This is a genomic window from Micromonospora sp. WMMD708 (assembly GCF_049315245.1).
Taxonomy (GTDB): domain Bacteria; phylum Actinomycetota; class Actinomycetes; order Mycobacteriales; family Micromonosporaceae; genus Micromonospora; species Micromonospora wenchangensis.
The window spans coordinates 1,882,552-1,903,156 of sequence record NZ_CP186060.1; the positions used below are offsets into that span (position 1 = coordinate 1,882,552).

Consider the following 20,605-nt stretch of genomic DNA (forward strand, 5'->3'; position numbering starts at 1 on the left):
GCCGGACCCACCGGGCGACCCGCCGCCGGGCGTGCCGGGATCGACGCCGCCCGCCGGGATAGAGTCGTCGACTGACCCTGTGCGGTACGGGGCCCTGAGGGGCCCGCCGCCACGAAGCGGGAGTGGTGGGATGGTCGAGGCGCGGACAACCGGCGGGTACGTCGAGGGCGGCACGGCGGAGTCGGACACCACGCTGGTGGTGGTCACCGGTCTGTCCGGCGGTGGCCGCAGCACCGTCGCCCGCGCCCTGGAGAACGTCGGCTACTACGTGGTGGACAACCTGCCGCAGGCGCTGATGCTGGACATGGCCGAGCTGGCGATGAAGGCCGGCGGGGCGGCCCGGCGTACCGCGATGGTGCTGGACGTCCGGTCGAGGGCCTTCTCCACCGACCTGGCCGGGGCGATCCGGGAGCTCAAGGAACGCGGCTTCTCGCCCCGGGTGGTCTTCGTCGACGCCGACGACGAGGTGCTGATCCGGCGCTTCGAGAGCGTGCGCCGCTCGCACCCGTTGCAGGGTGAGGGGCGGCTGGCCGACGGGATCGCCGTCGAGCGGGCGCTGCTGGAGGAGGCCCGGGACCAGGCCGATGTGATCATCGACACCAGCCACCTCAACGTCAACCAGCTCCGCCGCCGGGTCGAGGAGCTGTTCGGCGGGGAGGACGCTCGCCGGCTGCGGCTGACCGTGCTCTCCTTCGGCTTCAAGTACGGGCTGCCGCCGGACGCCGATTTCGTGCTCGACGCCCGGTTCCTGCCGAATCCGTACTGGGTGCCCGAGCTGCGGGAACACACCGGTCGGGAGGCGGCGGTCAGCGCGTACGTGCTCGGCCAGGAGGGCGCGGACGCCTTCGTCGCCTCGTACGCCGAGCTGGTCAACGCCACCACCGCCGGGTTCGAGCGGGAGGGCAAGCGGTACCTGACGGTCGCCGTCGGCTGCACCGGTGGCAAGCACCGCAGCGTGGCGATCGCCGAGGAGTTGGCCGAGCGGCTGCGCCAGTCGGGGCTGGCAGCCAACGCGCAACACCGGGACCTGGGGCGGGAATGACGGCGATGTCGGTGGTCGCCTTCGGCGGGGGACACGGCCTGTCCGCCTCGCTTCGGGCGCTGCGGCACTGCGCCGGGGAACTCGAACTGGACATCACCGCCGTGGTCACCGTCGGCGACGACGGCGGCTCCAGCGGCCGGCTGCGCGCCGAACGCGGCGGCCTGCCCCCGGGTGACCTGCGGCAGGCCCTGGTGGCGCTGGCCGGGGACCATCCGGCCACCCGCCGCAGCGCCGGGCTGTTCCAGCACCGGTTCGCCGGCGACCCCCGCGACGGGCTGGCCGGTCACGCGGTGGGCAACCTGGTGCTCTGCGGCCTGATGGAGCAGCTCGGCGACCCGGTGGCCGCGCTCGCGCACGCCGGGGCGATGCTCGGCGCGGTCGGCCGGGTGCTGCCGATGTCGGCCCAGCCGGTGGACATCGAGGCCCGGGTCCGCGGGGTGGACCCGGCCCGCCCCGACGAGGTACGCACCGTGCGCGGCCAGCGCCACGTGGCGGTGACCACCGGCACGGTGGAGGCGCTGCGGATCACCCCGGACGCCCCGGTGGCCTGCGCGGAGGCGGTGGCCGCGGTCGGCGCGGCGGACTGGCTGATCTTCGGGCCGGGGAGCTGGTACACCAGCGTCCTGCCGCACCTGCTGGTGCCGGGGCTGGCCGAGGCGATCGTGACCAGCCCGGCCCGGCGGCTGGTCACTCTCAACCTGGCCGCCGAGCAGGAGACCCTGGGGCTCTCGGTGGCCGACCACCTGGCCGCCCTGCGCTGGTACCTTCCGCAGCTCACCGTGGACTACGTGGTCGCCGACTCCAAGGCGGTGGGTGATCCCGAACCGGTCGGGCGTGCGGCAGAATCGCTTGGTGCCCGGTTGGTCCTCGCCCCGGTCGCCGTCGACGACGGCACACCCCGTCACGATCCGGCCGCCCTGGCCGCGGCACTGGTGCCTGTCCTGGGCGCCGATCGTTAAGCACGTACGTAATCACCGGCGACACGCCGGTACCGGTCCGTGAGGGGGCGCACAATGGCGATGACGGCTGCGGTCAAGGACGAGCTGAGCCGGGTCGACGTGCCCAAGCCCTGCTGCCGGCGGGCGGAGATGGCCGCGCTGCTGCGGTTCGCCGGTGGGCTGCACATCGTCTCCGGTCGGGTGGTGGTGGAGGCCGAGCTGGACACCGGGGCGGTGGCCCGGCGGCTGCGCCGGGAGATCGCCGAGGTCTACGGCTATCCCAGCGAGATCCACGTGCTCGCCTCCGGCGGGCTGCGCAAGGGCAGCCACTTCATCGTCCGGGTGGTCAAGGACGGCGAGGCGCTGGCCCGGCAGACCGGCCTGCTCGACGTCCGGGGCCGCCCGGTACGCGGCCTGCCGCCGCACGTGGTGGCGGCGAACGTCTGCTGCGCGGTGTCGGCCTGGCGGGGCGCGTTCATGGCGCACGGCTCGCTGACCGAGCCGGGCCGCTCCAGCGCGCTGGAGATCACCTGCCCGGGTCCGGAATCGGCGCTGGCCCTGGTCGGCGCGGCCCGTCGGATCGGCATCACCGCCAAGAACCGCGAGGTGCGCGGGGTGGACCGGGTGGTGGTCAAGGACGGTGACGCGATCGCCGCGCTGCTCACCCGGATCGGCGCCCACTCCAGCGTGCTGGCCTGGGAGGAGCGTCGGGTCCGCCGCGAGGTGCGGGCCACCGCCAACCGGCTGGCGAACTTCGACGACGCCAACCTGCGCCGCTCGGCGCGGGCCGCGGTGGCCGCCGCCGCCCGGGTCACCCGGGCGCTGGAGATCCTCGCCGACGACGCCCCGAACCACCTCACCTCGGCCGGTCAGCTCCGGCTGGAGCACCGGCAGGCGTCGCTGGAGGAACTGGGCGCGCTGGCCGACCCGCCGTTGACCAAGGACGCGATCGCCGGCCGGATCCGCCGGCTGCTGGCGCTGGCCGACAAGCGGGCCCGTGACCTGGGCATCCCGGATACCGAAGCGGCAGTCACGCCGGACATGCTCGTGGTCTGATAGGACGGTGGGCCGCCATCCCGCGGGCGCGTGCGAGGCACGGGCCGGCGGGCGTGACGTGCCCCGGGTCGGGTGGGTGGGGCGTGCCGTGCCGTCGACCCGACGGGGTCACCACCCGCCGCATGGCGGCGGGGCACGCTCGGATAGGGTCGATGGGTACGGCAAGGGGGCCGGCACAGGCACTCCTCGCCGTGCACGCCGCCTCGGGCGGTCAGGTCCTCCCAGACCGTGGCGGGGTGGCCGAGACGAATCGTCAACGGCCGGCTCACCGGCCGGCGCACACACCTCCGCCGGCCCGTTCTGACGTCGGCGGACCAGAACGCGAGGAGATGGGACCTGTGACCATCCGGGTTGGCATCAACGGCTTCGGCCGCATCGGCCGTAACTTCTTCCGGGCCGTGCTGGCGTCCGGCGCCGACATCGAGGTCGTCGCCGTGAACGACCTGACCGACAACGCGACGCTCGCCCACCTGCTCAAGTACGACAGCATCCTCGGTCGCCTGCCGCACGAGGTCAAGGCCACCGCCGACGAGATCACCGTCGGTGGCAAGACCATCAAGGCGTTCGCCGAGAAGGACCCGGCGAAGCTGGCGTGGGGCGACGCCGGCGCGGACGTCGTCATCGAGTCCACCGGTTTCTTCACCGACGGCACCAAGGCCAAGGCGCACATCGACGGTGGGGCCAAGAAGGTCATCATCTCCGCCCCGGCGAAGAACGAGGACGTCACGGTCGTCATGGGCGTGAACCACGACCAGTACGACCCGGCCAAGCACACGATCATCTCGAACGCGTCGTGCACCACGAACTGCCTGGCCCCGATGGCGAAGGTCCTGCAGGACACCTTCGGCATCGAGAAGGGCCTGATGACCACGATCCACGCGTACACCCAGGACCAGAACCTCCAGGACGCGCCGCACAAGGACCTGCGTCGCGCCCGCGCCGCCGCGCTGAACATCGTCCCCACCTCGACCGGTGCCGCCAAGGCGATCGGCCTGGTGCTGCCGGTGCTCAAGGGCAAGCTGGACGGTTACGCGCTGCGGGTGCCGATCCCGACCGGCTCGGCCACCGACCTGACCGTCGAGGTCGGCCGGGAGACCACCGTGGACGAGGTCAACGCCGCGATCAAGGCCGCTGCGGACGGCCCGCTCAAGGGCATCCTGGTCTACAACGAGGACCCGATCGTCTCCGCCGACATCGTCACCGACCCGGCGTCGTGCATCTTCGACGCGCCGTTGACCAAGGTCATCGGCAACCAGGTCAAGGTCGTCGGCTGGTACGACAACGAGTGGGGCTACTCCAACCGGCTCGTCGACCTGGTCAAGCTGGTGGGTTCCTCGCTGTGAGCATCCGCAACCTCGACGACCTGCTCGCCGAGGGGGTGTCGGGTCGGCGCGTGCTGGTGCGCGCCGACCTGAACGTCCCGCTCGACAAGCAGACCGGGGAGATCACCGACGACGGCCGGATCCGGGCCGTGCTGCCCACCCTGGGCGCGCTCGTTCAGGCCGGGGCGAAGGTCGTGGTCTGCTCGCACCTGGGCCGCCCGAAGGGCGCCCCGGACCCGCAGTACAGCCTCCGCCCGGTCGCCGGGCGGCTCGGTGAGCTGCTCGACGCGCCGGTGCACTTCGCCACCGACACCGTCGGCGAGTCCGCCCGCGCCACCGTGGACGCGCTGGCCGACGGCCAGGTCGCCCTGCTGGAGAACCTCCGCTTCAACAAGGGGGAGACCAGCAAGGACGACACCGAGCGGGGGGCCTTCGCCGACCAGCTCGCCGCGTTCGGCGAGGCGTACGTGGACGACGCGTTCGGCGCGGTGCACCGCAAGCACGCCAGTGTCCACGACGTACCGGCCCGGCTGCCGCACGTGGCGGGCCGGCTGGTGCTGCGTGAGGTGGAGGTGCTGTCCCGGTTGACCGGCGAGCCGGAGCGCCCGTACGTGGTGGTGCTCGGCGGTTCCAAGGTCTCCGACAAGCTGGCGGTCATCGAGGCGCTGCTGCCGAAGGTCGACCGGCTGCTCATCGGCGGCGGGATGTGCTTCACCTTCCTCAAGGCCCAGGGCCACGAGGTGGGCACCTCGCTGCTGGAGGAGGAGATGGTCGAGACCTGCGGCAACCTCCTGTCCCGCGCCGAGGGCAAGATCCTGCTCCCGGTCGACGTGGTGGCGGCCGACGCCTTCGCCCCGGACGCCGCGCACGACACGGTGCCCGCCGACGGCATCCCCAGCCACCGGCTCGGCCTGGACATCGGCCCGGAGACGGTGGCCGGCTTCACCGCCGCGCTGTCGCAGGCGAAGACGGTCTTCTGGAACGGCCCGATGGGCGTGTTCGAGATGCCGGCGTTCGCGAACGGCACCCGGGGTGTCGCCGAGGCGATCACCAAGACCGACGCGTTCACCGTGGTCGGTGGCGGTGACTCGGCGGCGGCCGTGCGGGCCCTCGGGTTGGACGAGTCGTCGTTCGGGCACATCTCGACCGGTGGCGGCGCCTCCCTGGAGTACCTGGAGGGCAAGACCCTCCCCGGCATCGCGGCCCTGGAGAACTGATGGCGAGCGTCACCCGCCGGCCGCTGATGGCCGGCAACTGGAAGATGAACCTCAACCACCTCGAGGCCAACCTGCTGGTGCAGAAGCTGGCCGCGAGCCTCACCGAGCAGCAGCTCACCGCCGTCGAGACGGTGGTCCTGCCGCCCTTCACCGACCTGCGCACCGTGCAGACCGCGGTGGACGGCGACAAGCTGCTCATCGGCTACGGCGGGCAGGACCTCTCGCCGTACCAGTCCGGCGCGTACACCGGGGACATCTCCGGGGCGATGCTGGCCAAGCTGGGCTGCACCTACGTGGCGGTCGGGCACTCGGAGCGGCGGCAGTACCACTACGAGGACGACGCGATCGTCAACGCGAAGGTGGCCGCCGCGCTGGCCAACGGGCTCACCCCGATCCTCTGCATCGGTGAGGGCCTGGAGATCCGCGAGCAGCTCCGGCACGTGCCGCACTGCTGCGACCAGCTCGACGGGGCCCTGAAGGGGCTCACCGCCGAGCAGGTCACCAAGGTCGTGGTGGCGTACGAGCCGGTCTGGGCGATCGGCACCGGCAAGACGGCCACCCCCGAGGACGCCCAGGAGGTCTGTGGGGAGGTCCGCAAGCGGCTGGTCGAGACCTACGACCAGGGCACCGCCGACCAGGTCCGGATCCTCTACGGCGGCTCGGTGAAGTCGTCCAACGTCGCGTCGATCATGTCCCAGCCGGACGTGGACGGGGCGCTGGTGGGCGGGGCCAGCCTCGACGCCGAGGAGTTCGCGAAGATCTGCCGCTTCCCGGAGCACACGGTCGCCTGATCGCTCGCTATTCTTGACTCCGCCCGTCCACCGGTCGGTGCCGCCGTGCCCGATCTGTCCGGGCGAGGATCGTAACGAGAGGACTGACCCCAGCCATGCCGATCTGGTTCGCATACACGTTGATCGTGTTGCTGGTCATCACGAGCGTTCTGCTCACCATGCTCATTCTGCTGCACCGGGGTAAGGGCGGCGGGCTGTCGAGCATGTTCGGCGGCGGGGTCAGCTCCAGCCTGGCCGGCTCGTCGGTGGCCGAGAAGAACCTGGACCGCTACACCGTCCTGGTGAGCATCGTCTGGTTCGCCTGCATCGTCGGGCTCGGCCTCTGGCTCCGGCTCCAGCTCAACAGCGGGTCCTGAGCGACACGATCAGGTCGTACAATCTGCGCGCGGTCCGTCACGGACCGCGCGCAGTTTTTTTCTCCGCCACCGTCGCCCACCGCCCGCCTCAGGCGGTGGTTCCCCTCCGACGACAGGAGCGAGTGTGCCCAGTGGCAACGTCATCCGCGGTTCCCGGATCGGATCGGGGCCGGAACGCCCCACCGAACGGTACGAGCCGGCCCCCCGCCGCGCGGTCACCTACTGGTGCCGCAACGACCACGTCACCGAGATCCGGTTGGCGTTGGACGCCGAGGAGCCGGCCGTCTGGGACTGTCCGCGCTGCGGCCTGCCCGCCGGCCAGGACGCCCAGAACCCGCCCGGACGTACCCGTCCCGAGCCCTACAAGACCCACCTGGCGTACGTGAAGGAACGACGTACGCCGGAGGAGGGGGAGGCGCTGCTGGCCGAGGCGCTGGCCGCGCTGCGCCGCCGACGCGGCCGGGAGTGACCGCCCCGACGGCGTGAGCCGACCGGCGGGCGGGGGACCGCCCCGGGCTCAGCGCAGGCTGCGCAGCCGGGCCGGCACGTCGGCCGCCGCCGCCCGGTCGAGCAGCCACAGGGTCCGCGAGACGCCCTGCACCCCGGCCGCCGGGAGCTGCTTCGGGCCGGCCCCGGCCAGCGCCATCCCCACCGCCCGCGCCTTGTCGGCCCCGCTGGCGACCAGCCAGACCTCCTCGGCGGTGTTGATCGCCGGCAGGGTGAGGGTGGTCCGCACCGGCGGCGGCTTCGGGCTGCCCCGCACCGCGCTGACCGGCCGGGTGTCGTGGTGCACCGGGTGCTCGGGGAAGACCGACGCCACGTGCCCGTCCTCACCGACGCCCAGCATCAGCACGTCGAAGTGGGGCAGCGCGGCATGGCCGGGCCGGGCGGCCCGCGCCAACTCCTCGGCGTACGCGGCGGCACCGGCCTCCGGGTCGTCGCCGGTCGGGCCGTCGGTGGCCGGCATCGGGTGCACCCGGGCCGGGTCCAGCGGCATCGCGTCCAGCAGCGCGGCGCGGGCCTGCGTCTCGTTGCGCTCCGGGTCACCGGCCGGCAGGAACCGCTCGTCGCCCCACCAGACGTCCACCCGGGACCAGTCGACGGCGTCGCGGGCGGGCAGCGCGCCCACCGCCCGGTAGACCGCGGCGGCGATCCGCCCGCCGGTCAGCACGATCGACGCCGCACCCCGCTCCGCCTGCGCGTCGAGCAGCTTCACCACCAGCCGGGCCGCCACCGCCTGCGCCAGCAGGTCGGCGTCGGCGTGCACGGCGACACTCGCCTCACTCATGTTGGCCTTTCCTGACCGCGCGACGCGGTCCTGCTCGTCGTGGCGGAAACCGGTCGGTCCGCCGGGTGCCGGTGGGGATCTCGTCGTGCCGGGCCGCCCGTCGTGGGCGGGCGGGCACCGTACGCCGGTGGGCGGCCCCGCAGGACCGCCCACCGCGTACGGGTCAGGATGCCGCGCTGGTGCCGGCGTGCGTGCTGACGCCCGCCTCCGCCCGGCGCGCGGTGGCCGGGTCCTTCCAGACGTGCACCCGCTGCGCCGGACGCTGCTCCAGGCCGGACAGCCCGGCCGCCGCACCCAACGCCTCGGCGTACACCTGGTCGGTGTCGAGCCGGCGCAGCTCCTCGGCCAGCTCGTCACCGAGCGGTCGCCGCACCAGCGGCAGCACCCGGTCGTCCTGGCCGGTACGCCGGAAGGTCGCCAGGCTGTCGTCCCGGGTCAGCGTCAGCTCGTCGCCGTTGGCGCAGCGCAGCTGCACCTGACGCATCCTCGGGTGCTCGTCGGTGTGCTGCCACTGCGGGTCGATGCCGAGCCGGGCGGCCAGCCAACCCCGCATCAGCGCCGCCGTCGGGTCGGTCCGCGGAGCCACCACCGTCGCCTCGGTGACCCGCGCCTCGGTGGTGTCGAACGCGCCGGCGACCAGGGTGCGCCACGGCGTGATCCGGGTCCACGCCAGGTCGGTGTCCCCGGGGGCGTAGTCCCGGGCCCGCTCCCGCAGCGCCTCGATCGGGTCGACGGCCTGCGCGCAGTCGGTGATCCGCCGGTCGGCGACCACCCCGAGGAAGTCGGTGGCGATCTCCGCCGGTGGTTCGCCGTGCCACCAGGTGACCACCGGCACGTCCGGCACCAGCAGCGGCATCACCACCGACTCGGCGTGCAGGGCGAGCCGGCCGTACATCCGGGTCACCACCGCCTCGCACGGGCCCAGCCGGCCGCCGACGACGATCTCCGCGTCCAACCGGTTGCGTTCCCGCTCGACGTCGGCGCGGACGACGACGAGCAGCCGGCACGGGTGCGCGGCGGCGGCGATGGTGGCCGCCGCCTCCGCGTCCCGGACCCGCTTCTCGTCGACCACGACGATCAGGGTGAGCGCCATCCCGCTGGCCACCCCGCCCGCGCTGCGCCGCTCGGCGGCGAGCGCCTTGACCACCTCGTTGCCGGTGGTGTCCCACAGCCCGATCACTGGTGCCTCCCGGTCCGCCCGCTGTGCCTGCTACCTACCTGCCCGTTCACGCCCGCCGCCAGGCGCGGCCCTCGCGGGCCAGCATCTCGTCGGCGGCCCGGGGACCCCACTCGCCGGACCGGTACGGCTCCGGCCTGGTGCCCTCCCAGGCGTGCTCCAGCGGGTCCACCACCGCCCAGCTCTGCTCCACCTCGGCGGCGTCCGGGAAGAGCGTCCGGTCGCCGATCAGCACGTCCAGCACCAGCCGCTCGTACGCCTCGGGGCTGGACTCGGTGAACGCCTCGCCGTACTGGAAGTCCATCGCGATGTCGCGGACCTCCATCGTGGTGCCCGGCACCTTGGAACCGAACTTGAGCACCACGCCCTCGTCCGGCTGCACCCGGATGACGAGCTGGTTGGGGCCGAGGGACTCCATGTCGGCGGCGTTGAACGGCAGGTGCGGCGCCTTCTTGAACATGATGGCCACCTCGGTGACCCGCCGGGGCAGCCGCTTGCCGGCCCGGATGTAGAACGGCACCCCGGCCCAGCGTCGGTTCTGGATGCCCAGCTCGACCGCGACGTACGTCTCGGTGGTCGAGTCGGCGGGGACGCCCTCCTCGTCGAGGTAGCCGACGGCCCGCTGGCCGCCCACCCAGCCGGGCAGGTACTGGCCGCGTACGGTGTCGCGGGCGACGTCCTTCGGCAGGGTGATTGCCTTGAGCACCTTCAGCTTCTCGGCCCGGATCTCGTCGGCGTCGAAGCTGGTGGGCTCCTCCATGGCGACCAGGGCGAGCAGTTGGAGCAGATGGTTCTGGAGTACGTCCCGGGCGGTGCCGACCGAGTCGTAGAAGCCGGCCCGGGTGCCGATGCCGACGTCCTCGGCCATGGTGATCTGCACCGAGTCGACGTACTTGGAGTTCCACAGCGGCTCGAACAGGTTGTTGGCGAACCGCAGGGCGAGGATGTTCTGGACCGTCTCCTTGCCGAGGTAGTGGTCGATCCGGAAGACGTCCTGACTGGTGAACACGTCGTCGACCAGGTCGTTGAGTTCCTTCGCCGAGGGCAGGTCGTTGCCGAACGGCTTCTCCACCACCACCCGCCGCCAGCCGCCGCACTTCTCGTTGTCGGCCATTCCGGTGCGGGCCAGTTGCTTGAGGACCACCGGGAAGGCCGTCGGGGGGATGGAGAAGTAGAACGCGGCGTTGCCGTGGATGCCGTGGCTGTCGCGTAGCTGGTTCAGCGTCGCGGCGAGCCTGTCGAAGGCGGCGTCGTCGTCGAACGAGCCACCGACGAACTTGATGTTGCCGGCCAGCCGGCCCCACACCTCCTCACGCCACGGTGTCCGGGCGTGCTGCTTGGCCGACTCGTGGGCCAACGCCTCGAAGTCGCCGTCGCCCCAGTCGCGGCGGGCGAAGCCCAGCACCACGAAACCGGGGGGTAGCAGGCCCCGGTTGGCCAGGTCGTAAACCGCCGGCAGCAGCTTCTTGCGCGCCAGGTCACCGGTCACCCCGAAGATCACCAGGGCGCACGGCTCCGGGATCCGGGGGAGTCGTCGGTCCTGCGCGTCGCGCAGCGGATTCACGCCGCCTCCTCGCTCCGTGTGGTCCATGTCGTCCATCGTCACGCCCGCCATCGTCCGATCGCATCCAGCAGCCGGGCCGGCCCGGCCGGCCTGTCGGTCAGGTACGGCGGTGGCACCGGCCCGGGTCGGTCGGCCGGTGCCACCGGGCCGCCCCGCGTGCGCGGGGCGGCCCGTACGGCGGCGGGCGCGGTCGATGCGACCGCGTCCGCCCCGTGCACCGCGAGACCGGCGGCGGCATCGGCCGGGCCGGTCAACAGGTCACTCACATCGCCACCCCGACGGGGTGGCGGCGGCGTGCGGTGTCGCGGGGACCGGCCCCGCGACGCGTCCGACGCCGTCCTCTCACGCGTTCCCCCCGGCCCGCTGGGCCGCCTCGGCGTTGCCACTGGCGGCATCGTTCGGATCGCCGGCACCCTGCGCGGCGGCGGCCAGCGACTTACGGACGCCGTCGAGCAGCTCGCTCCAGCTCGCCTCGAACTTCTCCACGCCCTCCCGTTCCAGGGTGGCGATCACGTCGTCCATGTCGACGCCGACGGCGGCCAGGTCGGCGAAGACCTGCCGGGCCGCGTCGTACGCGCCGGTGATGGTGTCGCCCCGGGTCTCCCCGTGCTCGGCGTACGCCGTCACGACCGACTCCGGCATGGTGTTGACGGTGCCCGGCGCGATCAGCTCCTCGACGTAGATCACGTCGCGGTAGTCCGGGTTCTTGGTCGAGGTCGACGCCCACAGCGGGCGCTGCGGGTGGGCGCCGGCGTCGGCCAGGGCCTGCCACCGGTCGGAGGAGAAGACCTCGGTGTAGCGCTCGTAGGCGAGCTGGGCGTTGGCCACGGCGGCCTTGCCGCGCAGCGCCTTGGCCTCCTCGGAGCCGATCTTGTCCAGCCGCTTGTCGATCTCGGAGTCGACCCGGGAGACGAAGAACGAGGCCACCGAGCCGATGGTGGACAGGTCGTGGCCGTTGGCCTTGGCCTGCTCCAGGCCGGCGAGGAACGCCTCCATCACCGCCGAGTAGCGGTCCAGCCCGAAGATCAGGGTCACGTTGACGCTGATCCCCTCGGCCAGGGTCGCGGTGATCGCCGCCAGCCCCTCCTCGGTCGCCGGGATCTTGATGAACAGGTTCGGCCGGTCCACCAGCCACCACAGCGCCTTGGCCTCGGCGACCGTCTTGTCGGTGTCGTGGGCGACCCGGGGGTCGACCTCGATGGAGACCCGGCCGTCGACACCGGCGCTGCCGTCGTACGACGGGCGCATCACGTCGCACGCCCAGCGCACGTCGTAGGTGGTGAGCATCCGGACGGCCTCTTCGACCTCGATGCCCCGGGTGGCGAGGTCCTTGAGCTGCCAGTTGTACTCGTCGGCGTCGCTGAGCGCCTTGGCGAAGATGGTCGGGTTGGTGGTCACCCCGGCCACGTGCTGCTCGCGGCGGAGCCGGTCCAGCCCGCCGGAGCTCAGTCGTACCCGGGAAAGGTCGTCGAGCCAGACCGCCACTCCGGCGGCGGTGAGGTCACCCAGTCTGTCCGTCATGTCGTCCACGCTCCCCTCAGTTGCCGGTCGTGAAACCGGTGATGTCGCCCACCCGGGTCAGCGCCGCGTGCGCGGCGGCGACGATCCGGTCGGGGGTGAAGCCGAACTGCTCGAACAGCACGGTGTGCGGGGCGCTGGCCCCGTAGTGCTCCAGGCTGACGCTCTCGCCCAGGTCACCGACGATGCCCCGCCAGGACATCCCGATTCCGGCCTCGACGCTCACCCGGGCCTTGACCCCGCGCGGCAGCACCGACTCGCGGTACGCCTCGTCCTGCTCGTAGAACCATTCCTGGCAGGGCATCGAGACGACCCGGGTGGGGGTGCCGTCGGCCTCCAGCCGATCCCGGGCGGTGAGGCAGAGCTGCACCTCGGAACCGGTGCCCACGATGATCACCTGCGGCTTGCCGTTCGACGCCTCGGCCAGCACGTACCCGCCCCTGGCGGTGCCCTCGGCGCCGGCGTACTGCTCCCGGTCCAGGGTGGGCAGCGGCTGCCGGCTCAGCGCCAGCGCGGTCGGCCGGTCGGTGTGCTCCAGCGCCTGCCGCCACGCCCAGGCGGTCTCGTTGGCGTCGGCGGGCCGGACCACGTCCAGGCCGGGGATGGCGCGCAGCGCGGTCAGGTGCTCCACCGGCTGGTGGGTCGGGCCGTCCTCGCCGAGACCGATCGAGTCGTGCGTCCAGACGTACGTCACCGGCAGCTTCATCAGGGCGGCGAGCCGCACCGAGGGGCGCATGTAGTCGCTGAACACCAGGAAGGTGCCGCCGTACGGGCGGGTGCCGCCGTGCAGGGCGATGCCGTTGAGGATCGCGCCCATCGCGTGCTCACGGATGCCGAAGTGCAGCGTGCGGCCGTACTCGTGGCCGGGGAAGTCCTTGGTGGCGTGGGCGGCCGGGATGAACGACGGCTCGCCCTTCATGGTGGTGTTGTTGCTCTCGGCCAGGTCGGCCGAGCCGCCCCACAGCTCCGGCAGCACCGGGGCGAGGGCCTCCAGCACCTTGCCGGAGGCGGCCCGGGTGGCCACGCCCTTGGCGTCGGCGGGGAAGACCGGCAGCGCCTCCGTCCAGCCCTGCGGCAGCACCCGGCCGGCGATCCGGTCGTAGAGCGCCTTGCGCTCCGGGTTGGCCTGCGCCCAGCCGTCGAACTCGCCGGTCCACGCCTGCTCCGCCTCGCCGCCGCGGGTCAGCACCTCCCGGGCGTGCGCGAGCACCTCCTCGTCGACCTGGAAGCTCTGCTGCGGGTCGAAGCCGAGGATCTCCTTGGTGGCCTTCACCTCGTCGGCGCCGAGCGCCGAACCGTGGATCTTGCCGGTGTTCTTCTTGTTGGGCGCGGGCCAGCCGATGATGGTGCGCAGCGCGATGAACGAGGGGCGACCGGTCTCGGCCTTCGCCGCCAGCAGCGCCTGGTAGAGCGCCTCGACGTCCTCGTGGTAGTCGCCCTGGTCGGCGTCGCCGGCCCGCCAGTCGACGGTCTGCACGTGCCAGCCGTACGCCGCGTAGCGGGCCGCCACGTCCTCGCTCTTGGCGATGCGGGTGTCGTCCTCGATGGAGATCTCGTTGTCGTCGTAGATCAGCGTGAGGTTGCCCAGCTGCTGGTGCCCGGCCAGCGCGCTCGCCTCGTGGCTGATGCCCTCCTCGATGTCGCCGTCGGAGGCGATGCACCAGATCTGGTGGTCGAAGACCGACGTCCCCGGCTCGCTCTCGGGGTCGAACAGGCCCCGCTCGCGGCGGGCGGCCATCGCCATGCCCACCGCGTTGCCCAGGCCCTGCCCGAGCGGGCCGGTGGTGGTCTCGACCCCGGGGGTGTGGCCGTGCTCCGGGTGGCCCGGGGTGAGCGAGCCCCACTGCCGCAGCGACTTCAGGTCGTCCAGGCTCAGCGGGTAGCCGGAGAGGAAGAGCTGGATGTAGAGCGTGAGGCTGGAGTGCCCGGCGGACAGCACGAACCGGTCCCGGCCGGGCCAGTTCGGGTCGGCCGGATTGTGTCGCATCACCCGGTTGAACAGCAGGTACGCCGCGGGCGCGAGGCTCATCGCGGTGCCGGGGTGGCCGTTGCCGGATTTCTCCACGGCATCCATGGCCAGGACGCGGACGGTGTCGACGGCCCGGCGGTCGAGGTCGGTCCAGTTGAGTGCGGGTCGGTTGGCAGCCACTATGGTTGTGCTCCTCGGCAGATGGGCGGAACCCTCACTGGTGACCCTATCGAGCGGGTCTAAACGTCCGCCCGGGGATCTCAGCAGGCAGTTACGTACGGGCCGGCCGGATCGTTCGGTCACCCGTCAGGTGTGACGGCCCGCACCGTTGTCGGGTCGCCCGGGCAGCGAAAACGACGACGCGTAGTGTGTGGTGCGGTGTGTGGACCCCGACGGGGTCCCGCCGAACCGACTTCCCCTGCCGACGCCGGAAGGTGGCAATCCGTGAGCATGATCACCGAGCGCCCCGTCAGCAACCCTGCCGGGCAGCCGCCGGTGCGCACGGTGGACGGGCGGCCGACTGCCCGTCGGCGGGACGTCCGGGCGGTGGTGTCGGCGTACGTGACCCTCACCAAGCCGCGCATCGTGGAGCTGCTGCTGGTGACCACGGTGCCGGCGATGATGCTCGCCGACGGCGGCCTGCCGTCGCTGTGGCTGATGGCCGTGGTGCTGGTCGGCGGCTCGCTGGCCGCCGGGGCGGCGAGCGTACTCAACTGCTACATCGACCGGGACATCGACCAGTTGATGCGGCGCACCAAGCGGCGTCCGCTGCCGGCGCACACCGTGTCGCCCCGCAGCGCGCTGGTCTTCGGGCTGGTGCTGGCGGCGGTGTCGCTCGCGCTGATGGCGACGTTCACCAACCTGCTGGCCACCGCGCTGACGCTGGCCGCGATCGTCTACTACGACCTGGTCTACACGCTCTGGCTCAAGCGCACCACGACGGCGAACACCTTCTGGGGTGGGGCCTGCGGGGCGGCACCGGTGCTGATCGGCTGGGCGGCGGTGACCGGGTCGCTGGCCCCGGCGGCCTGGGTGCTGTTCGCGGTGGTCTTCTTCTGGCAGATGCCGCACTTCTACCCGTTGGCGATGAAATACAAGGACGACTATGCCCGCGCCGGCATCCCGATGCTGCCGGTCGTGGCCTCGCCCCGCAGGGTCAACGCCGAGATCCTGATCTTCGCCTGGCTGACGGTGGCGACCTCGCTGGCGCTGTGGCCGCTGGGCATGAGCGCGGTCTACGGGGTGCCGACCGCCGTGGTGGGCGCCGTGTTCCTGGTCGAGGCGCACCGGCTCTGCCGGCGGGTGACCCGGGGTGAGCCGGTGAAGCCGATGCGGCTGTTCCACTGGTCGACTACCTACCTGACCATCGTGTTCGTCGCGGTGGCCCTCGACGCCCTGCTCTGACCGCTGCCGCGCGCATCCTGCCGTCGGTGGGCCGACCGGCCGACGACGCCGGCCGGGTGGCTGGAATCGTGTCCGGATGGTGAGATTTTCTCCGGGTATCGCAAACCATCATGAGTTGGACAGGTCGGGGCGATATGCGCGGGGCGTTGTGTCTACATTTATCCGACTCGGCCGGACAATCCGCCCTGGCTTTCCGATAAACCCTCGGGTAATTGGTATCACAAATAGTTCATGATTCTCGCGCGTCGGGGTGGAAGTCTGCTTAGGCTTCGCGTCATGGCAGAAGGTTCCGATACGACGCTGACGGCCGAGCAGACCGCCGCAGCGGCCCCCGCCGGGCTGGTCGCGGGCATCAGGTCCTTCGCCGCCGCCCACGGCGGCGCGAAGGCGGTCATCGAGTACGTCGGCAAGCGTGGTGCCCGGATCGTCCTGGTCGGCACCGACGGTGCGTGGGGCGACCAGTTCGCCGAGGACACCGTCACCGCCCGGGAGGCGTGCTCCCAGGCGGGAGTCGCCGTCGAGAACGCCTGGGAGCGCGAGCTGATGGACCAGATGCGGCCGAGCAACGACCTGTGGCGGTCGATGGCCCGGCGCACCATGTCCCGTTGACCCACCACCCGACCCACCACCAGTCGACCCGGGGGGAACCCCGGGTCGCTCTCGTCACCTGCTCCCGTTTCGCCGACCTCTACCCCGACGACCGGCTCGTGCTCGCCCCGCTGGCGGCCCGGGGCGTCACCGTCGAGGCGGCCGTCTGGGACGACCCCCGGGTCGACTGGGCCGGCTACGACCTGGTGGTGCTGCGTTCCCCCTGGGACTACGCCCCGCGCCGCGACGAGTTCGTCGCCTGGGCCGCCACGGTGCCCACCCTGGTCAACCCCGCCGACGTGGTGCGGTGGAACACCGACAAGCGCTACCTCGGCGAGCTCGCCGCCGCCGGGGTTCCCACCGTGCCGACCTCCTGGGTCGCGCCGGGCGACGACTGGGTCCCGCCGTCGACCACCGGCCGGTACGTGGTCAAACCGACGGTCAGCGCCGGCAGCCTCGACACCGGCCGGTACGACCCCGCCGACCCGACCCACCGGGACCTGGCCGTGGCGCACGTACGCCGGCTGACGGCCGCCGGCCGGACCGCCATGGTCCAGCCGTACCTGGACGCGGTGGACACCGCCGGGGAGACCGCGCTGCTCTTCGTGGCCGGCCCGGACGGCCTGACGTTCAGCCACGCCATCCGCAAGGGCGCCATGCTCGACGGCCCGGACCTGGGCGTCGAGGGCCTGTACCGGCCGGAGCGGATCGACCCGCGCACCCCCACCGGGGAGCAGTCGGCCGTCGCCGAGCGGGTGCTGGCCGAGGTCCCCGGCGGGCCGCAGCGGCTGCTCTACGCCCGGGTGGACCTGATCCCCGGCCCGGACGGCACACCCGTGCTGATCGAGTTGGAGCTGACCGAGCCGTCGCTGTTCCTCGGCCACGCCGACGGTGCCGCCGAGCGGCTCGCCGACGCGGTGCTGGTGCACCTCGCCCGCCGCTGACCCGGCCGGACCGCGCCCGGCCGGTCGCCGCCCCGGGGCCGGCACGCGACCGGTGCCGGTCGGCCCGGTGACGCTCAGACGGTGGCCGGCACCCGCTGCCCGGCCGGCGGCGACGCCGGGTCGGCGGCGACCGGCCGGCGCTCCCGGGTCGACCAGAGCATCGCCAGGGTGGCCAGCAGCACCAGGCAGGAACCGAGCATGTGCGCGGCGACCAGCACGCCCGGCAGGTGGGTGAAGTACTGCACGAAACCGATCAGGCCCTGCCCCAGCTCCACCGCCACCAGCACGAGCGCGGCGCGGGCCGGGCCGGTCGCGCCGACCGCCCGCAACGCCAGGACCAGCGCGACGGAGAGGCCGATCAGCAGGAACACCCCGTCGGCGTGCACCTGGGAGATCGTCTCCGGGTCCAGCCCGTTGCGGGCGGCACCGTGGTCGCCGGCGTGCGGGCCGCTGCCGGTCACCCAGGTGCCGACCACCAGCACGGCGACGCTGACGGCGGTGGTGAGCCGGGCGAGGGTGCGCAGCGGCCCGGGCACCACCGCCACCACCGGCCCGTCCGGGTCGACGATCCGCCGCCAGAGGGCGTACGCGGCGGCGATGACCGCCATCGAGGCGAGGAAGTGCAGCCCGACCACCCACGGGTTGAGGTTGGTCAGCACGGTGATCCCGCCGATCACGGCCTGCGCGGGGATGCCGAGGAACACCGCCACGGCCAGCCCGGTCAGCCCGGGGCGGCGGGGCCGGTGGGCCAGCACGGCCAGCAGGGTGGCCAGCGCGATCGCCCCGACGGCGAAGGTGAGCAGCCGGTTGCCGAACTCGATCACCCCGTGCACGCCCATCTCGGCGGTGGTGGTGTACGACGCGTCGGTGCACCGGGGCCAGGTCGGGCAGCCGAGCCCCGACGCGGTGAGCCGGACGGCCCCGCCGGTCACCACGATGGCCACGTTGGCGACGATCGAGGCGTACGCGAGGCGGCGCAGCAGGGTGGTCGGGACCGGGAACCGGACGGATCGCTTCACGGAGCGAATCCTACGCACCGTAGTTGATCCCGATCGGGTGACTCCGCGGCCCGGTGGGCCGGATCACCGGGGTCGGGTTTGCGGGCCCCCGGCGAATTACGTAACGTTGGCGTTGTGAAAAACGCGGCGGCGCTCTCCGGGCACCCGCCGACGGCCGCCCCGGCCGTCGGCGTGGGCGCGCGGTCCCGCCGTGCCGTGCGGCGCGGACCCGACACCCCGCACCGCAGCACGCCCGCCCCGACGCCGGCCGCCACCGACCTGTCGACCCGTGACCGGGTGACCCGGCTCCTGCTGGAGCAGGGGGCGGCCACCGCCGGTGAACTCGGCTCGGCGCTCGGCCTCAGCCCGGCCGCGATCCGCCGGCACCTCGACGCGATGCTCGCCGACGGTGACGTGGTCGCCCGGGAGCAGACCGTGCGGGGCAGCCGGGGGCGGGGCCGACCGGCGAAGGTCTTCCTGCTCACCGACGCGGCCCGGGGGCGCTGCGGCACCCACCACTACGACAACATGGCCACCGCCGCGCTGCGCTGGATCGCCCGCAACGGCGGCCCGGACGCGGTCGAGGCGTTCGCCGCCGACCAGGTCGCCACGCTGGAGGCCCGCTGCCGGGCCGCCATGGAGGACGCCGGCGACGATCCGCTGGCCCGGTCCGAGGCACTCGCCGGTGCGCTCACCGCCGAGGGCTACGCTGCCAACGCGTCCACGATCGCCTCGGGCGGGCAGCTCTGCCAGCACCACTGCCCGGTGGCGCACGTGGCCGCCGAGTTCCCCCAGCTGTGCGAGGCCGAGACGGCGGTCATCTCCCGTCTGGTCGGCACCCACGTGCAACGTCTGGCCACCATCGCGCACGGCGACGGGGTGTGCACCACGCACATTCCGGCCCAGCCGCGCGCCCAGTCCGGTAACACCGTCACCACTGTGAGGACAGATAGATGACCGAGCAGATCGTCCAGCCCCTGACCCAGGAAGAGCAGCTCGCCGCGCTCGGTCGCTACGAGTACGGCTGGGCCGACCCCGACGTCGCCGGGGCGACCGCCCAGCGCGGTCTCAACGAGGCGGTGGTGCGGGACATCTCGGCCAAGAAGAACGAGCCGGCCTGGATGCTCGACCTGCGCCTCAAGGGTCTGCGGCTGTTCGGCCGCAAGCCGATGCCGTCCTGGGGCGCCGACCTCACCGGGATCGACTTCGACAACATCAAGTACTTCGTGCGTTCCACCGAGAAACAGGCCACCAGCTGGGAGGACCTGCCGGAGGACATCAAGAACACCTACGACCGGCTGGGCATCCCGGAGGCCGAGAAGCAGCGGCTGGTCGCCGGGGTCGCGGCGCAGTACGAGTCCGAGGTGGTCTACCACAAGATCCGCGAGGACCTGGAGGAGCAGGGTGTCCTCTTCCTGGACACCGACACCGCCCTCAAGGAGCACGAGGACGTCTTCAAGGAGTACTTCGGCACGGTGATCCCGGTCGGCGACAACAAGTTCGCCGCACTGAACACCTCCGTGTGGTCCGGTGGCTCGTTCATCTACGTGCCGAAGGGCGTGCACGTGGAGATCCCGCTCCAGGCGTACTTCCGGATCAACACCGAGAACATGGGCCAGTTCGAGCGGACGCTGATCATCGTCGACGAGGGCGCGTACGTGCACTACGTCGAGGGCTGCACCGCGCCGCTCTACTCCTCCGACTCGCTGCACAGCGCGGTCGTCGAGATCATCGTCAAGAAGAACGCGCGCTGCCGCTACACGACCATCCAGAACTGGTCGAACAATGTCTACAACCTGGTCACCAAGCGGGCCGTCTGCCACGAGGGCGCCACCATGGAGTGGGTCGACGGCAACATCGGTTCCAAGGTGACCATGAAGTACCCGGCGGTCTACATGACCGGCGAGCACGCCAAGGGCGAGGTGCTCTCGGTGGCGATGGCCGGTGAGGGCCAGCACCAGGACGCCGGGGCCAAGATGGTGCACGCCGCGCCGCACACCAGCAGCACCATCGTGTCGAAGTCGATCGCCCGGGGTGGCGGCCGTACCTCGTACCGGGGGCTGGTGCAGGTGCTGGAGGGCTCGCACCACAGCCGCAGCACGGTCAAGTGCGACGCGCTGCTGGTCGACACCGTCTCCCGCTCGGACACCTACCCGTACGTCGACATCCGCGAGGACGACGTGTCGATGGGGCACGAGGCGACCGTCTCCAAGATCAGCGACGACCAGCTCTTCTACCTGATGAGCCGGGGGCTGAGCGAGGACGAGGCGATGGCGATGATCGTGCGCGGCTTCATCGAGCCGATCGCCAAGGAACTCCCGATGGAGTACGCCCTGGAGCTCAACCGCCTGATCGAACTCCAGATGGAGGGCGCGGTCGGCTGACGCCGCCCCACCGCCCCACGACACCGTCGTCCCGGACAGACAGACCAAG

20 protein-coding genes are annotated in these 20,605 nt (G+C 72.3%); 13 read left to right on the forward strand and 7 right to left on the reverse strand.

The features are described 5' to 3' along the window. Nucleotides 1-130 precede the first annotated feature (130 nt). The 8 genes from rapZ (at nt 131) to ACN260_RS08600 (ending at nt 7,191) form a co-directional block, all read left to right on the forward strand. Nucleotides 131-1,042 (forward strand): RNase adapter RapZ, encoded by a 912-nt coding sequence (gene rapZ, locus ACN260_RS08565; protein WP_302745040.1) that lies wholly within the window; start codon nt 131-133, stop codon nt 1,040-1,042. Further along, complete coding sequence (locus ACN260_RS08570) at nt 1,039-2,001, forward strand: gluconeogenesis factor YvcK family protein (protein ID WP_422755448.1); 963 nt, start codon at nt 1,039-1,041, stop codon at nt 1,999-2,001. Before rapZ ends, ACN260_RS08570 begins: the two co-directional genes overlap by 4 nt. Nucleotides 2,002-2,055: 54 nt before the next feature. Next, nucleotides 2,056-3,036, forward strand: coding sequence for a DNA-binding protein WhiA (gene whiA, locus ACN260_RS08575; protein WP_067304387.1), 981 nt, complete (start codon nt 2,056-2,058; stop codon nt 3,034-3,036). A gap of 338 nt (nt 3,037-3,374) precedes the next feature. Beyond that, a complete protein-coding gene (gap, locus tag ACN260_RS08580; protein ID WP_363651825.1) occupies nt 3,375-4,379 on the forward strand; it encodes a type I glyceraldehyde-3-phosphate dehydrogenase in 1,005 nt (334 codons plus the stop codon). Then, nucleotides 4,376-5,575 carry a phosphoglycerate kinase gene (locus ACN260_RS08585; protein WP_422755449.1) on the forward strand — a complete coding sequence of 400 codons (1,200 nt, stop codon included), beginning with the start codon at nt 4,376-4,378 and terminating at the stop codon, nt 5,573-5,575. The genes gap and ACN260_RS08585 overlap by 4 nt, the downstream gene beginning before the upstream one ends. After that, nucleotides 5,575-6,366 (forward strand): triose-phosphate isomerase, encoded by a 792-nt coding sequence (tpiA, locus tag ACN260_RS08590; protein ID WP_088645053.1) that lies wholly within the window; start codon nt 5,575-5,577, stop codon nt 6,364-6,366. Before ACN260_RS08585 ends, tpiA begins: the two co-directional genes overlap by 1 nt. A 95-nt stretch (nt 6,367-6,461) precedes the next feature. Then, nucleotides 6,462-6,722: a preprotein translocase subunit SecG gene (secG, locus tag ACN260_RS08595; RefSeq protein WP_088645052.1), complete on the forward strand. Its 261-nt coding sequence runs from the start codon at nt 6,462-6,464 to the stop codon at nt 6,720-6,722. Between the two features lie 124 nt (nt 6,723-6,846). Continuing rightward, entirely contained in the window at nt 6,847-7,191 is a 345-nt protein-coding gene (locus ACN260_RS08600) for an RNA polymerase-binding protein RbpA (RefSeq protein ID WP_088645051.1), read from the forward strand. Nucleotides 7,192-7,239: 48 nt separating this feature from the next. On the opposite strand, the gene pgl is transcribed toward ACN260_RS08600, so the two are convergent. The 6 genes from pgl to tkt form a co-directional block, all read right to left on the reverse strand. Then, nucleotides 7,240-8,010, reverse strand: coding sequence for a 6-phosphogluconolactonase (pgl, locus tag ACN260_RS08605; RefSeq protein WP_422755450.1), 771 nt, complete (start codon nt 8,008-8,010; stop codon nt 7,240-7,242). A gap of 163 nt (nt 8,011-8,173) precedes the next feature. Continuing rightward, a complete protein-coding gene (locus tag ACN260_RS08610; RefSeq protein WP_422755451.1) occupies nt 8,174-9,190 on the reverse strand; it encodes a glucose-6-phosphate dehydrogenase assembly protein OpcA in 1,017 nt (338 codons plus the stop codon). A 46-nt stretch (nt 9,191-9,236) separates the two neighbouring features. After that, nucleotides 9,237-10,778: a glucose-6-phosphate dehydrogenase gene (gene zwf / locus ACN260_RS08615; RefSeq protein ID WP_422756662.1), complete on the reverse strand. Its 1,542-nt coding sequence runs from the start codon at nt 10,776-10,778 to the stop codon at nt 9,237-9,239. A gap of 11 nt (nt 10,779-10,789) precedes the next feature. Further along, on the reverse strand, nt 10,790-11,017 hold the full coding sequence (locus tag ACN260_RS08620) for a hypothetical protein (RefSeq protein WP_422755452.1): 228 nt from the start codon (nt 11,015-11,017) through the stop codon (nt 10,790-10,792). Between the two features lie 76 nt (nt 11,018-11,093). Further along, entirely contained in the window at nt 11,094-12,272 is a 1,179-nt protein-coding gene (gene tal, locus ACN260_RS08625; RefSeq protein WP_422755453.1) for a transaldolase, read from the reverse strand. 16 nt (nt 12,273-12,288) lie between these two features. Continuing rightward, entirely contained in the window at nt 12,289-14,418 is a 2,130-nt protein-coding gene (gene tkt, locus ACN260_RS08630; protein ID WP_422755454.1) for a transketolase, read from the reverse strand. Nucleotides 14,419-14,682: 264 nt separating this feature from the next. Between tkt and ACN260_RS08635 the strand changes: the two genes are divergently transcribed. The 3 genes from ACN260_RS08635 (at nt 14,683) to ACN260_RS08645 (ending at nt 17,174) form a co-directional block, all read left to right on the forward strand. Then, entirely contained in the window at nt 14,683-15,642 is a 960-nt protein-coding gene (locus tag ACN260_RS08635) for a heme o synthase (protein ID WP_422755455.1), read from the forward strand. 276 nt (nt 15,643-15,918) lie between these two features. Next, entirely contained in the window at nt 15,919-16,251 is a 333-nt protein-coding gene (locus ACN260_RS08640; RefSeq protein ID WP_422755456.1) for a hypothetical protein, read from the forward strand. After that, nucleotides 16,248-17,174 carry an ATP-grasp domain-containing protein gene (locus ACN260_RS08645; RefSeq protein WP_422755457.1) on the forward strand — a complete coding sequence of 309 codons (927 nt, stop codon included), beginning with the start codon at nt 16,248-16,250 and terminating at the stop codon, nt 17,172-17,174. The genes ACN260_RS08640 and ACN260_RS08645 overlap by 4 nt, the downstream gene beginning before the upstream one ends. A 74-nt stretch (nt 17,175-17,248) precedes the next feature. Here the strand turns inward: ACN260_RS08645 and ACN260_RS08650 are convergent, their stop codons facing one another. After that, a complete protein-coding gene (locus tag ACN260_RS08650) occupies nt 17,249-18,211 on the reverse strand; it encodes a COX15/CtaA family protein (protein ID WP_422755458.1) in 963 nt (320 codons plus the stop codon). A gap of 96 nt (nt 18,212-18,307) precedes the next feature. Here ACN260_RS08650 and ACN260_RS08655 point away from each other — a divergent pair, with 96 nt between their 5' ends. After that, entirely contained in the window at nt 18,308-19,129 is an 822-nt protein-coding gene (locus ACN260_RS08655; RefSeq protein ID WP_422755459.1) for a helix-turn-helix transcriptional regulator, read from the forward strand. Then, nucleotides 19,126-20,556: a Fe-S cluster assembly protein SufB gene (gene sufB, locus ACN260_RS08660; protein ID WP_422755460.1), complete on the forward strand. Its 1,431-nt coding sequence runs from the start codon at nt 19,126-19,128 to the stop codon at nt 20,554-20,556. The genes ACN260_RS08655 and sufB overlap by 4 nt, the downstream gene beginning before the upstream one ends. The last annotated feature ends 49 nt before the right edge of the window (nt 20,557-20,605 follow it).